Source organism: Nitrospira sp. Ecomares 2.1 (assembly GCF_965152585.1).
This window is the reverse complement of the sequence record NZ_OZ224219.1, coordinates 1,140,411-1,154,455: the sequence shown is the minus strand read 5'-3', so window position 1 is coordinate 1,154,455 and position 14,045 is coordinate 1,140,411. Positions and strand designations below refer to the sequence as shown.

Below are 14,045 nucleotides of genomic sequence, written 5' to 3'. Positions count from 1 at the left end.
AAACTCACCTGATCCCGGCACCTTCGAGCCTTCACGAGGCCCTTGTGTCATAGTATGATTGCCTTCGGACCGCAGGTTGTGCCCATTCGATTGGTCATCAATACTCAACGTTTTTGAGCCGACAAAAAAACCATGCCCTATCAGCCCATTGAAAACTACGGCCTGATCGGAAACATGCAGACGACCGCCCTGGTCGGCATGAACGGGTCCATCGATTGGTTCTGCTATCCGTATTTCGACTCTCCCAGCGTGTTCTGCGCCATTCTGGATGATGCCAAGGGTGGGCGGTTCAAGGTTGCTCCTGTTCCTGACGGAGTCAAATCCAAACAATATTATTGGCCCGATACCAATGTCCTCGTGACCCGGTTTCATACTCCGGCAGGAGTCGGGCGGGTGATCGATTTTATGCCGGTCGGGTTTCGCACCACTGACTGCATCCGGGACGGGTTGATCCGCCGGGTGCAAGCCATTAGAAAATCGATGACGTTTCGTCTCGAATGCCGTCCGGCATTCAACTATGGTCGAGATACCCATACGCTCACGATCACCAAAGATGGAGCTCGATTTCAAACCTCCCGCCTGACACTTCGACTGGGATCCACCATTCCACTGACGCAGGACGGCGACATGATCATTACCGAGTTCACCCTTCAAGAAGGGGAAGAAGTCGATTTTTGTCTGCAAGAGATCGAATCCGGCCATACCCAAGCCACCTCCTCCTGCCCGGAAACCCAAGCGGAAGAGTTATTTAAACACACGGTCGACTATTGGCGTCGTTGGCTATCCCAATGCACATACACCGGTCGCTGGCGGGAAATGGTCCACCGCTCGGCTTTAGTTCTTAAATTGTTAACGTTCCAGCCGACCGGGGCAATAGTCGCCGCTCCGACCTGCAGTCTTCCTGAAGAGATCGGCGGCGTTCGAAACTGGGATTACCGCTATACCTGGATCCGGGATGCCGCATTTACCTTATATGGCTTATTACGTATCGGTTTCACCGAAGAAGCCTCGGCCTTCATGCAGTGGCTGGAAGCCCGCTGTCATGAATTGAATCCTGACGGATCCTTACAACTGATGTACAGCATCGAGGGACGCCATCAACTCACCGAGGAAACATTGGATCATCTCGAGGGCTATCGGGGCTCACGCCCCGTCCGGGTGGGGAATGGTGCCTACAACCAACTCCAACTCGATATTTACGGGGAATTAATGGATTCGGTGTATCTTTATAATAAATACGGCACACCCATTTCCTACGATCTCTGGAAACATCTTCGGCGCATGATCAACTGGGTGTGCGACAACTGGCAACGCACGGACGAAGGCATATGGGAAGTCCGAGGGGGCCAGCAACATTTTGTCTATTCCAAATTGATGTGCTGGGTGGCCTTGGACCGTGGGCTGCGCCTGGCCGAAAAACGGTCCTTCCCGGCCGACCGCGAGCGATGGTTAAAGACCCGGGATAATATCTATGAAGAAATTATGGTCAAGGGATGGGATTCAGAACGACAAGCCTTTGTTCAGCGATATGGAAGCACTTCGTTGGATGCCGCGAATTTAGTGATGCCTCTCGTGTTTTTTGTGTCACCTACCGATCCCCGTATGCTCAAGACCCTGGATGCCATCAACCGGAAGCCGGAACAGGGTGGCCTGGTCTCCAACGGACTGGTCTACCGGTATAATTTAGCGGAAATTCAGGACGGGCTGGACGGAGAGGAAGGCACGTTCAATCTTTGTACGTTTTGGCTCGTAGAAGCCATGACGCGCGCTGGACAAGCGGATCGCAATCGCTTAGAAGAAGCCCGTCTTGTGTTTGAGCAAATGCTCGGTTATGCCAACCATCTGGGGCTTTATGCCGAAGAAACCGGCCATCACGGTGAGGCACTCGGCAATTTTCCGCAAGCCTTTACGCATCTCGCCCTCATCAGCGCCGCCTTCAATCTGGACCGGGCGCTAGGTAAGTAACCAGGTTACGGCCCCTTTCCACGCTCTCTCCCCTCTCCGGATCCGACTCCGCGATCCGGGCAACCATTGCCGAGTCCCTCAACATGATCCTACACTTCATCGATGCATGTGATCATTGGATGCGGAAACCTCTATCGAAAGGATGATGGAATAGGAGTCGTTGTGGCTCAACGGCTTCAGTCATATTATTCCAAACATCCCCAATCCGATCTTCAGATTGTTGAGGCAGGTACCAATGGGATCGATGTGCTCCTTCAGGCCCATGGCGCCAGTAAGCTGACCATTATCGATGCCTGCTCCAGCGGATCAGAACCGGGAACCGTCTTTCAGATCTCAGACCCTGACCTGATCAACCAGCCTTCTCCAAGTTTCAACCCACATAATTTTCGTTGGGATCACGCCGTCCAGACCGGCCGTATCATCTTTCAAGATGAGTTTCCTCAAGATATCACCGTCTTTCTCATTGAAGTCTTCGATACCACCTTTGGAGAAAATCTGAGCCAGCCTGTCGCCGCTTCCGTTGACAATGTTTGCGTCAGGATCAGATCTCTCACTCATTAGTCCGGTCATATCCCTCATCCGATTCAATAATCCGGACTCCGCCATTGGCTTGAGATACACTTCTTATCGTTTTTCACGAGGCCCTTCCAATCTCTGGAAATCGTTTCGGCACCAGCCTCAGGAGTTACGCAACTCCCCAAACGACAGACGTTCGGTTATGATTGACGCCACATTTATTGGACGGGCTCAAGTTGAAACCTTGGCCATCCATGTCGAGGACCTTGTTCAGGGAGTAAGCTCCCGGCCGCCCGTTTGGAACCTGCGCAGTGCTACCGCCTTCGCGGACGCGTCTTGAATGCCAACGGGGGCATTCAATTTTTTGCGACCTGCGCCAAACACCACATTGAACATTTTGCCCCGGATTTGATTGCGTGCCAGGCCCGCCTGGGTGTAATGAGGACCATTCTTGGCGCTCTGATGACATTGCCCTCAGGTTCGTCACTCTGGGATTAACCGCTACTTTCTCACCCCCTCATACTTTTCACCCTCCTCAAGACGACTTCAAACCTGCAACGGTTGTAGACCAACCGGCATCCGCATTACTCGGACACCTTATGGCCCATCAATTGTCTTTTGTATTTAGAAGGCCATAGGATAGGGGGACGGCCAAAACCAATCTGGAAGGAACATGCCAATGAGTCAACTCGTCCGTTTTGGGGTTTCTCTTGAAGAACCACTCCTTGCCGCATTTGATCAACACATCACTCGGAAAGGATACCAGAATCGCTCGGAGGCGATTCGAGACCTCATCCGCAATCAACTTGTCGGGGAAGAATGGGGCGGAAATAAAGAGACCGTCGGCACCATTACTCTCGTGTACGACCATCATCAATCAGATGTGCTGCAACAATTAACTCATCATCAGCACGAATACGGGAAGCAAATCATTTCGAATCTGCATGTGCATTTGGATCACGACCACTGTCTGGAAGTTATTGTGGTCAAAGGGCGAAGTTCGGCTCTCGTCGATTTAGCCAATCTGCTGATTAAAACCAAAGGGGTCAAGCATGGACAACTTACTATGACGACCACCGGAAAGGCCGTGAAATAGCGCTCCTTCATTCCTCCTTTCAAGATATTCCTTGCTCACCGCATGGCTTCCGATTCTCCCCATGCCTCCTCTCTCCCTAACCCGCACAATTTTAAATTGACAATATTACCGGACCTTGCTACAAATCGTGTTACTTATTGTTTTTTCGTGTTACCAACAGATTTTCCCCCTTTACCCCTCTATCCTCTTCCTCAGTATCAACCCGATGGTTGCCCTACATCCTCACACACCTCATCCTGCCTGGTGGATACAGGTCTTCCTTCTCTTCAGTTTCTTGTGGGTGGATTCGGCATCAGGCCATGACCAGGAGGAGGTCACGGTTTTAGAGGAAGTGCAGGTCGTTGGAGAACGCCCTATCGCGGCATCCTCCAGCCGAATCATTCTGAATGAGGATATTCTGCTTCAGCCTCAAGGCCGGCCTGCCGATTTATTGCGGTTGGCTCCCGGTCTTATTACCTTGGAACATTCAGGCGGCGCCGGAAAGGCCGATCAGTTTCTCCTGCGCGGCTTTGACGCTGATCATGGCACAGACCTGGCCCTTCATGTGGATGGCATGCCGATCAACATGCGCAGCCATGCTCATGGTCAAGGATACGGGGACATCAATTTCATTATTCCGGAAACTATCGAAGAAATTACGGTAAAAAAAGGACCCTACCATGTAGAATATGGTGATTTTGCCACCGCCGGCGCTGCCAATTATGTCACCCGTGAGACAGTTCCCCAAACCGTGGTCCAATCCGCCGGAGGGAATTTTAATACCCAACGCCATCTGTTCATGACTTCTCCCACTCACGATAGATTCCGCACCCTTCTTGCGGGAGAATTTTATTACACCGACGGCCCCTATGATTTTGTCAATCGCAATACCCGATACAACGGGCTGGCGAAACTAACGTTTGATCCCTCAGCCACATCGCAACTCAGTGTGACGCTTTCTCAATATTATGGACGATGGAACGGGTCAGGCCAGATTCCTTTGCGGGATGTGACGTCCGGAGGGGTAGACCGCTTTGGTTCCATTGATCCTTCAGAAGGCGGCAAATCGTTACGGAGCACCGGTCGATTGGATTACCATTACGATCTACCCGGCGGAGGGACAGTATTCGCCAATCTATGGGCTCAATATTATTACCTGTCCCTGTTCAGCAACTTCACGTTTTATCTTAATGATCCAGTAAATGGTGACGGGATTGAACAGACCGACCGACGATGGTTGACCGGAAGTGATATCGGTTATCGGCAGATTTTTCGCCTGCTCGATTATGAAGGCACCATGACGGCAGGACTTCAGACACGCTTTGATCAAATCCAAGTGCGTTTGGGCACGCAACAGAAACGTTCGTCCCTGGCGATCACGCAGGAATCAGACATATTCGAGGCCTCCTATTCTCCCTATCTGAAATTGGACCTTCAATTCCTTCCCTGGATGCGATTTGTGGGAGGCGGTCGTGTTGATGTCTTCACGTATAATGTGAAAGATCGTTGCGGGGCAGATTGCTCAGAAAGACCAAACGGGACAGCCTCTAATGCCATCGCCAGTGGAAAAGCCAATCTCGTCTTTGGTCCCTGGTACCAGACGGAATTCTTCTTGAATGTTGGAACCGGTTTTCACAGCAATGATGCGCGCGATGCCGTGGAAAATCCATCGACTAACAGCTTAACCAGAGCTATTGGCTATGAAATCGGTATCAGGAGCCGCCCGTGGGCCTGGTCCGAATTTCTCGCCACATTTTGGCTGCTGGATCTGGGATCTGAATTGGTATTCGTGGGGGATGAAGGGACAACGGAACCGCGAGGAAAGACGCGTCGCCTGGGAACAGAATTCAGCTCTCGAATCACCCCTCTGGATTGGCTCACCATTCGAGGCGATGTTACGTATACGCATGCCGAGTTCCGAAAAACGGGGGATGCCGTCCCATTGGCGCCGCAGTTCACGGCGTTTTCATCCGTCACAGCCCGCTTTCCGATTGGACTATCGGGAACGTTGCAAATGTTGACCGTGGGAAGCCGTGCCGGCACGGAAGATGACAATGTGAAACTGGAACCATTTACGATTTTCGATCTGGTTCTTCGCTACAAAATCCCACTTGCGCCACCAACCGGACGCCTGGAGGCATTTTTTAGCATCCGCAATTTGACCGATACCAATTGGCGTCAGGCCCAGTTTTATTATGAGTCCCGTCTTCCGGGAGAACCCGCCGGAGGTGTTGCCGATATTCACTTTGTCCCCGGCACTCCACGAATGTTCATGGGTGGGCTGACGTGGTTTTTTCCGACATAACGGGCAGGACCATGATCGCATTCACCAGTCTCTACAACCGGCCTTCTATGCAGGCTGTTTCACGGTCGAGCTAACCCTCAATCATTCCATGAAAAAGGGCTTTCCAGGATGCATCGGCAATCCCGGAAAGCCCTGTCAGATTTGAGAAAAAGAAACGGCTACTCTTCATGCATATGTTGGCTGAGATAATTTTCAACTCCCACCTGCTTAATTGTTTCCAATTGGGTTTCTATCCAGTCGATATGCTCTTCTTCACTTTTAATGATACCTTCGAGCTTTGCCCGTGTAGTGAAATCTCCCACAGTGGTACAATGAGCAATGGCCTCGGCGAGAAGAACAACCGCTTCGTGCTCAAGAGCCAAATCTGATTTAAATTGCTCAGGAACCGTTTCCCCAATTTTAATCGTTCCCAACCGCTGCATATTCGGAACACCCTCTAAATAAAGAAGATGCTCAATAATCTCTTCCGCATGCTTCATCTCATCAATTGAGTGTTTTCTAATTTCGTTATGTAATTGTTCGTACCCCCAATTTCCACACATTTCGCCGTGTAGGAAATATTGATTGATCGCGGTGAGTTCATTGGTAAGAACCTTATTCAGAAAATCGACGACGCCTTTTTTTGCCTTCATGGAAGCCCTCCTTTATTTAAGATTGTTTCAGACGTAAGAAATGAGAATTTCTGTTTCATTCAACTGACATAGTTTATCGGCCCAACTTCATTTTGGTCAATGTTTTTATTTAGGGAAAATTATTTAACATTGAATTCCTTTCTCAACTTCGTTGATCTGAATATTCAAGTTCAACCTTTCGAGTTAATGAAGGTGTGAAGTTCTTCCTCCGTCACCCATTCGATCACTCAACCCTCACGGCAGTCCCGCTTATACTCACCATGAGCATGCTCCCGGTTTCCCCCATAACCTCGTAATCCAAATCGATTCCAACAATGGCATTGGCTCCTACCCTCAAGGCTTCTTCCTGAATTTCCTGAAAGGCAATTTCACGCGCGCGTCGCAATTCCTTTTCGTATGCCCCCGATCGGCCTCCGACAATATCACGAATATTGGCAAAAAAATCCTTGAAAAAATTAGTGCCCAAGATAGCCTCTCCGGCGACCACACCTAAATAGTCTTTAATCTGATGGCCTTCAACATTGTGCGTCGTTGTCAGTATCATGTCCTCCCACTCCTTTTACATGAAAAACACATACTTCAGATACGCTCTCTCCTGCTGACTATACTATATTCATCCTGAGTTTCCCCTCACAACTTTTCCGCAAAGCGCGCGCGCATGCCAGTATGTCTGCACGACAAAGGGGAGTGTTGAAAAATGCCGCTAGCGGCCTTTTTGAACACTCCACTATTTTCTGGTGGCCTCGGTGCCTCAGCAGCGAATGAAATAGCAAAATTTTTACAATATTCAACAGTCCCCAAATGGTCGAGAACGAATGGCGCAGAATTTGACTCTTAAATCAGATATTTTTCTGAACATCCTGATGACCCAACCTGTGGTAGGGGTTTCATCGTTCAATACAATGCCCACCAAATAAGCAATCTGCTTAACACATTCTCTCTCTTGCCTTTCAATCGGATACTGCCGATTTATCCACATACTTGTGCCCATTTTTTCTGGATTACTTTATCCTTATTTCTCCTCATAATTTTGTCTTTTATTCTTGCAATTCTCAAAAAATTCAGAAACCGGACACCGCGATATTTTTCAGATGGTGATTTCATTTGACTTCACTCGAAGTGCTCATTAGAATTTTTTTACGGAAGGATCATATGAGTGCCGGCACAATTCGTTCATCTCCATCTTCACACCCAGTATAGCCTCCTCGACGGGGCCAACCAACTCACACCCCTGTTCCAACAGGTGAAGAATTTCGGCATGCCCGCCGTCGCCATGACCGACCATGGCAATCTCTTTGGCGCCATTGATTTTTATCAAAAAGCCAAAGCTCATGATGTGAAACCGATTATCGGGTGTGAAGCCTATATGGCTCCAGGCAACCGTACCCAGCGGGCAGGCCACCTTGCGCATAACGAGTATTTTCATCTGATTCTTCTTGCGACCAATCAAGTTGGCTATCACAACCTGATTAAACTCTCCAGCAAAGCCTATCTTGAAGGCTTTTATTATAAGCCTCGCATGGACAAGGAATTATTACAGGAACATCAAGAAGGTCTCATTGCCCTTTCAGGGTGTTTGAGCGGTGAGGTGCCTCAGCTCATTAACCATCAGGATATGGAAGGGGCTCTCCGGGTGGCCGATGAGTATCGGTCCATCTTTGGAAAAGACCGCTATTACCTGGAAGTGCAGGCCAACGGCCTGGATCATCAACTTGTTGCGAATCGGGGATTACTGGAGATTCATAAGAAGCTTGGCATCCCGCTGGTGGGCACCAACGATTGTCATTATCTCAATAAACGAGATGCGCGTCCGCATGAAATCATGCTGTGTCTTCAAACGGGAAAAACGCTCAAAGATCCTAACCGGATGAAGTTTGACACCGACCAGTTATATGTGAAGTCCACAGAAGAAATGATTGCGGAATTTTCAGAATTTGACCGTGCAGTCTTGAATACAACCCAGGTGGCCGAGCAGTGCGATCTTCAATTGGAATTCGGAACCACATATCTGCCTGATTATCACGTACCTGAGGGTCAATCACATGACTCCTACCTTCAGCATCTTTCAGAAGAAGGCCTTCGAGCCCGTTTACGGGAACGCCCGACGGCCATAGCCCCCGAGGTCTACCAGCAGCGCCTCCACACCGAACTCGCCGTGCTGAATGCCATGGGGTATGCCGGATACTTTTTGGTTGTGTGGGATATCATCAATTTCGCCAGATCCCGAAAAATTCCAGTCGGGCCCGGACGAGGATCGGCCGCCGGCAGCCTCGTGGCTTACGCTCTGCGCATTACGGACCTCGATCCCCTCACCTACAACCTGCTCTTTGAACGCTTTCTCAACCCCGAACGCGTCACCATGCCGGATATCGACATGGATTTTTGCATGGACCGCCGCGGCGAAGTCATCAACTATGTCATTGAGAAATACGGTGAGGAGCATGTGTGTCAGATCATTACCTTTGGCACGCTAGGCGCCAAAGCGGCCATTCGGGATGTGGGAAGAGTCATGGACTTCCCCTATGCGGAAGTTGACCGGGTCGCGAAGTTGGTTCCCACCCAACTCAACATCACCCTCCAGGATTCCCTGAAACTGGAACCCCGGCTGCAAGAACTTGTCGATCAAGATGCCAAGATGAAGGAACTCATGGATACGGCGATGGCCCTGGAAGGCTTGGCTCGGCATGCCTCGACTCATGCCGCCGGTGTGGTCATTTCGCAAAAACCCCTCATGGATCATGTGCCCCTTTACAAAACAAGTAACGACGAAATCGTCACCCAATACACCATGACCGATTTGGAAAAAGTCGGGTTGGTGAAATTTGATTTTCTGGGTCTCAAAACCCTGACGATGATTCATGACGCGGTTCGGATGGTCAATGCCAAGCTTCCAACTGAGTCTCCCTTGGATATTAACAATCTAGCCTTGAATGATCTCCAGACGTTTGAGCTCCTCAGTTCCGGAAAAACCTCAGGGATATTCCAGCTGGAAAGTTCCGGCATGCGAAACCTGTTGGTCAAAATCAAACCGGAAACCTTTGAGGACCTGATCGCCATTCTCGCACTCTATCGCCCCGGCCCCTTAGAGAGCGGCATGGTGGACGATTTCATTAAACGAAAACGCGATGCCTCCCAAATTGTCTATGACCCCCCGCAATTGGAACCCATTCTCAAAGAAACCTATGGGGTGATCGTTTACCAGGAACAGGTGATGGCCGTCGCCAACCAGTTAGCTGGATTTTCACTTGGGCAAGCCGACCTACTCCGACGGGCGATGGGTAAGAAAAAACATGAGGAAATGGCCAAACAAAAGGAATTGTTTGTCTCAGGGGCCAAAGGAAAGGGAATTTCGGAAAAAATCTCCGAAAAATTATTTGATCAAATGGCCTTTTTCGCCGGGTACGGGTTCAATAAATCACACTCCGCCGCCTATGCGGTCGTGACATACCAGACCGCTTACCTGAAAGCCCATTTTCCCACTGAATTTATGGCGGCCTTGCTGACATCTGAAATGGGAAATACTGACAAGATGGTTGGCTATTTTTCGGAATGTCGCGAATTGGGAGTACACATTCTGCCGCCCGATGCCAATCAAAGTTTAAAAAACTTCAGTGTGGTCTCTGAGGGTATCCGATTCGGGTTAGTGGCGATAAAAAACGTCGGCGGAAACGCCGTGGACGTGATTTTAGAATCCCGAGACACGGAAGGCCCATTTTCTTCCTTTATTGATTTTTGTTGCCGCATTGATTCGCAGAAGGTCAACAAACGGGTGTTGGAAGGACTCATTAAGGTCGGTGCCTTTGATTCTATGGGTCTCACGCGCGCCAGCACGTTTCAGGTCCTGGATGAAGCCCTTGAGCATGCCTCGACGATTCAACGCAATAAACGGGAAGGCCAAACCAGTCTGTTTGAAATATTGGCTCCGGAACCGGCCACGCCAAAGCAAGACGGGTTTGGTTTCGTCATTCCACAGATTCCCGAATGGTCTCAGAATGACTTACTCAAATATGAAAGAGAGCTCACCGGTTTTTATATTACTGCGCATCCACTCAACCGCCACAGCGTGGGGATCACTCATTTTTCTACCTGCTCGACCCAGACGATTCGCGACGTCGGCGACGGACGAGAGGTCAAAGTCTGCGGGGTCATTTCAAGCCTCAAAATTACCACGACGAAAAAAGGCAACAGGATGGCCTATGCCCAATTGGAAGATTTACACGGAACCGTTGAAGCCATTATTTTCCCTGAAACCTTTAAGCAACACGAAGAATTATTGGGACCGGAATCGGTCGTTCGGATATCGGGTACCGTTGACCTGATGGATAACGGCGCCCGCATCAAGGCCACCAAAGTCGAATCGCTCTCCCAATTAGAAAATGAAACCGTGAAGCATGTGACGCTCCAGGTCCACGAACAGGACGTTCTCCCCCATAATCTGCTAGACTTAAAGGACATATTCGAACGTCACCGTGGTCCGACCCCTATTTCGTTGGCGTTTCACTTGCATCCGGATCTGACCGCCAGCATGTCAGGATTGTCGGACATCGGCATTTCTCCGTCCCCGGAGTTTTTAGAAGAAGTGGAACATCTCCTCGGCACATCCACGGTCACCTTCCAATAATTTCCCTCTACCAAGGAGCCTGTCCGTGCGTGAATACCTGGACTTTGAAAAACCCCTGAAAGAACTTGAGGAACGCATTGCCAAGTTGGTGAAATCAAAATCTAAAAAGGTTTCGGTTCAGGAAGCCATCGTCAAATCAACCGAACAACTGGCAAATCTTGAGCGTGAGATCTTTGCCAATCTCTCGCCATGGCAACATAGCCAGATCGCCAGACACCCACAGCGCCCTTCGATTTCTGATTACCTGGAACATATGACGGAAGGTTTCATGGAACTCCATGGTGATCGCCTGTTCGGCGACGACCGCGCAATCATGGGAGGGTTTACCACATGGAGGGGCCGCTCAATCATGGCGATCGGTCATGAAAAAGGAAAATCATTGAAGGAACGCATGCGCCGGAATTTTGGTATGGCCAAACCAGAGGGTTACCGAAAAGCGTTGCGTCTCATGAAATTAGCGGAACGCTTCAACCGACCCATTATCACCTTTATCGATACTCCAGGAGCATACCCCGGCGTTGATGCGGAGCAGCGCGGCCAAGCCGAAGCTATCGCCAGAAATTTGCTGGAAATGTCCAGATTGCAGGTGCCGATTCTGGCTGTGGTCACAGGAGAAGGCGGTAGTGGTGGAGCGTTGGCCCTGGGAGTGGCAGATCGTATTCTGATGCTCGAACATGCAATTTATTCGGTGATTTCTCCGGAAGGCTGTGCCGCAATTCTGTGGGGAGACGCCTCAAAATCTGCCGATGCCGCTACCGCCTTACGAATGACGGGGCCGGAGTTACGCAAACTTAATATTATCGAGGAGGTCATACCCGAACCAATGGGAGGTGCCCATCGAGATCCAAAAACTATGGCCGACCGTATCTCGCAGGCACTGGATACCCATTTCCTGCAATTACAGAAATTGTCGCCGGCAGCGCTCCGACAACAACGAGAGGCCAAATTCAGGAGCCTGGGAACCTTTGGCTCTTCCCAGGCCACGCCAAAACAGGTAAAGACAGTCAACTCGTAACCTGCATGAAGTCAGTAACCATTTCCAAGCTACCAAAGGCCCACAGGATACCTTTTTTTTGATTGGTTCGCACGTTCTCCATGCGATTGTTCATCTCCCCCCATTAGACACCACGAAGTCCACGTATTGCAGTCCGATTATTTTTTTGTGCTCCAGACAAACGCCACCATTGACCGATCGCCATAGCTCAGAGGGTGATTCTCCGCTGGGCAGGAAAGATCTTCATCCGCCAGAAAAGGGAACCGGTCCAAGACATCCGAGGATCAGGATGGAGGACTAGTTTGATGAAGATGAGGGAGGATTCAAATTGTCTGAAGGAGGTTCCCACTGCCGTAACCGCTCGACCAAAGGGCCGGCTTCGGGAGTCGATTCGCGTCTGGGTTCACTTGGTGGATGATCCCAGGTCAATTCAACAAAGCCATGCTCCTCGAAGGTCTGTCGAATGACATGGACCAAAGCCTCCAGGGTAATCTCATCACTAAGCGTCAAATCAAGGACCCGCTCTTGTGTCTTCACAGGCGGAGGGCTTTCATGCATTAATGCCCAACACCGATTGAACACGGTCTCTCTCACGGATCCTGGCGCATTCATGGTCTCCAGTTCTGCAGTACACAATGCCAAAACCATGAGAACAAACTGGATATCAGGCAACCCGGGTTGAAAGAGATCTAGTCGTTGCATGATGGCAATGGTACCTCTGATCCCACATGGCTGACAAGCACATGACCCAACACCACGACCAAGAAGCCTTTGCAAAATTAGTGGACCGTATCGGGCCTGAACATGCAGGCCAACGCATGGAGATGCAGGCCCACTATTCGGCCCTTCTCTTAAAAGGCTATCACCTCCATATTCACATGGAGGAATTTCCAGCCATTGCCTGGCTTATCAAGACTCTCTTAAAAACAACCGGTATTTGGCCATTAGCTGTGAAGAATACGTCACAATACCGAATTGTCGAACACACCGTCTCCATCCCTCACCTGCCAGAATCCTTTGAGGGATTTCGCATTGTGCATTTGTCAGATCTCCATATTGAGGGGATGATCGATAAAGGCCATGCGCTCCAGGCCGCCATGTCCAGGCTGCAGTACGACCTGTGCGTCATGACCGGTGATTTTCGCTTTCTCACCTATGGCCATTATGACAAGACGTTGATACTCATGGAGGAATTGGTGAAGACCCTCAAGGCTCCTTACGGGGTCACGGGCATTTTGGGGAATCATGATTGGCTCGAAATGGTGCCTGGGCTCGAGCGATGTGGAATCCGAATGCTACTCAATGAAGCGCAATCCCTGGAAAAGGGGTCGGATGCGATTTGGCTCCTCGGGTTGGATGATGTCCATTATTACGAAACGGGTGATCTGGAGAAAACCATACGCCTCGCACCCACCGACGCCGTGCGTATCCTCTTAGTGCATTCGCCGGAAATTATTCCCGAAGCCTCGAACGCCGGCATGGACCTCTATCTCTGCGGCCACTCGCACGGAGGCCAAATCTGTCTACCTGGGGGCAATCCCATCATCACCCATTGTCGTTGCCCCAGGTCCTATAAGGCAGGCCCATGGCAATACCGTTCAATGCAAGGATACACCTCCCGAGGGGTCGGCACGTCCCTATTTCCCATTCGCCTCTTCTGCTTTCCCGAAATCATCATTCACACGCTCACACGAGCTCCCCAATCTTGAAAATCGCCTGGTCAATTCATACACTGATCTTCTCCATCGGGAAAACTGACGGAGAAATGGAAGGGTGACAACCAGCATCGATTGTTGAGGATATGCCTTTTCCCGGAGAATGTTGATAATCGCACCTTAGACGCAGGCTATCTCTGCCCGAGATTACTCGCAGGCCCCTCATACAATTTCTGTAGAATCGTGAGGCAGTCGAATTAATGATAAATTTCATCTGTACTT

Annotated in this window: 10 protein-coding genes; 7 read left to right on the top strand and 3 right to left on the bottom strand. The window is 50.1% G+C overall.

Annotated elements, in window-relative coordinates; all coding sequences use genetic code 11:
- Positions 1-132: 132 nt before the first annotated feature.
- The 4 genes from ACWHYD_RS05155 (at position 133) to ACWHYD_RS05140 (ending at position 5,861) form a co-directional block, all read left to right on the top strand.
- Complete coding sequence (locus ACWHYD_RS05155; protein ID WP_447964841.1) at positions 133-1,965, top strand: glycoside hydrolase family 15 protein; 1,833 nt, start codon at positions 133-135, stop codon at positions 1,963-1,965.
- 102 nt (positions 1,966-2,067) lie between these two features.
- Entirely contained in the window at positions 2,068-2,526 is a 459-nt protein-coding gene (locus tag ACWHYD_RS05150) for a hydrogenase maturation protease (protein WP_447964840.1), read from the top strand.
- 634 nt (positions 2,527-3,160) lie between these two features.
- A complete protein-coding gene (nikR, locus tag ACWHYD_RS05145) occupies positions 3,161-3,577 on the top strand; it encodes a nickel-responsive transcriptional regulator NikR (RefSeq protein ID WP_447965827.1) in 417 nt (138 codons plus the stop codon).
- Between the two features lie 205 nt (positions 3,578-3,782).
- Positions 3,783-5,861, top strand: a complete 2,079-nt coding sequence (locus ACWHYD_RS05140) for a TonB-dependent receptor (RefSeq protein ID WP_447964839.1) — start codon at positions 3,783-3,785, stop codon at positions 5,859-5,861.
- A gap of 158 nt (positions 5,862-6,019) precedes the next feature.
- Here ACWHYD_RS05140 and bfr read toward each other — a convergent pair whose 3' ends face one another.
- Together bfr and ACWHYD_RS05130 are read right to left on the bottom strand one after the other, a co-directional pair.
- Positions 6,020-6,493, bottom strand: a complete 474-nt coding sequence (bfr, locus tag ACWHYD_RS05135) for a bacterioferritin (protein WP_447964838.1) — start codon at positions 6,491-6,493, stop codon at positions 6,020-6,022.
- Between the two features lie 223 nt (positions 6,494-6,716).
- Positions 6,717-7,037 carry a heavy metal-binding domain-containing protein gene (locus ACWHYD_RS05130; RefSeq protein WP_342349156.1) on the bottom strand — a complete coding sequence of 107 codons (321 nt, stop codon included), beginning with the start codon at positions 7,035-7,037 and terminating at the stop codon, positions 6,717-6,719.
- Positions 7,038-7,649: 612 nt separating this feature from the next.
- On the opposite strand from ACWHYD_RS05130, the gene ACWHYD_RS05125 reads away from it, so the two are divergent.
- Together ACWHYD_RS05125 and ACWHYD_RS05120 are read left to right on the top strand one after the other, a co-directional pair.
- Entirely contained in the window at positions 7,650-11,114 is a 3,465-nt protein-coding gene (locus ACWHYD_RS05125; protein WP_447964837.1) for a DNA polymerase III subunit alpha, read from the top strand.
- A gap of 19 nt (positions 11,115-11,133) precedes the next feature.
- A complete protein-coding gene (locus ACWHYD_RS05120) occupies positions 11,134-12,129 on the top strand; it encodes an acetyl-CoA carboxylase carboxyltransferase subunit alpha (RefSeq protein ID WP_447965826.1) in 996 nt (331 codons plus the stop codon).
- Between the two features lie 276 nt (positions 12,130-12,405).
- Here the strand turns inward: ACWHYD_RS05120 and ACWHYD_RS05115 are convergent, their stop codons facing one another.
- On the bottom strand, positions 12,406-12,810 hold the full coding sequence (locus ACWHYD_RS05115; RefSeq protein WP_447964836.1) for a hypothetical protein: 405 nt from the start codon (positions 12,808-12,810) through the stop codon (positions 12,406-12,408).
- Between the two features lie 41 nt (positions 12,811-12,851).
- On the opposite strand from ACWHYD_RS05115, the gene ACWHYD_RS05110 reads away from it, so the two are divergent.
- Positions 12,852-13,817 carry a metallophosphoesterase gene (locus ACWHYD_RS05110; RefSeq protein ID WP_447964835.1) on the top strand — a complete coding sequence of 322 codons (966 nt, stop codon included), beginning with the start codon at positions 12,852-12,854 and terminating at the stop codon, positions 13,815-13,817.
- Positions 13,818-14,045 lie beyond the last annotated feature (228 nt).

Coding starts and splice junctions, on each gene's coding strand:
- ACWHYD_RS05130 (WP_342349156.1), bottom strand. CDS start 7,037: ATGATACTGACAACGACGCACAATGTTGAAGGCCATCAGATTAAAGAC.
- ACWHYD_RS05155 (WP_447964841.1), top strand. CDS start 133: ATGCCCTATCAGCCCATTGAAAACTACGGCCTGATCGGAAACATGCAG.
- ACWHYD_RS05110 (WP_447964835.1), top strand. CDS start 12,852: ATGACCCAACACCACGACCAAGAAGCCTTTGCAAAATTAGTGGACCGT.
- bfr (WP_447964838.1), bottom strand. CDS start 6,493: ATGAAGGCAAAAAAAGGCGTCGTCGATTTTCTGAATAAGGTTCTTACC.
- nikR (WP_447965827.1), top strand. CDS start 3,161: ATGAGTCAACTCGTCCGTTTTGGGGTTTCTCTTGAAGAACCACTCCTT.
- ACWHYD_RS05150 (WP_447964840.1), top strand. CDS start 2,068: ATGCATGTGATCATTGGATGCGGAAACCTCTATCGAAAGGATGATGGA.
- ACWHYD_RS05140 (WP_447964839.1), top strand. CDS start 3,783: ATGGTTGCCCTACATCCTCACACACCTCATCCTGCCTGGTGGATACAG.
- ACWHYD_RS05115 (WP_447964836.1), bottom strand. CDS start 12,810: ATGCAACGACTAGATCTCTTTCAACCCGGGTTGCCTGATATCCAGTTT.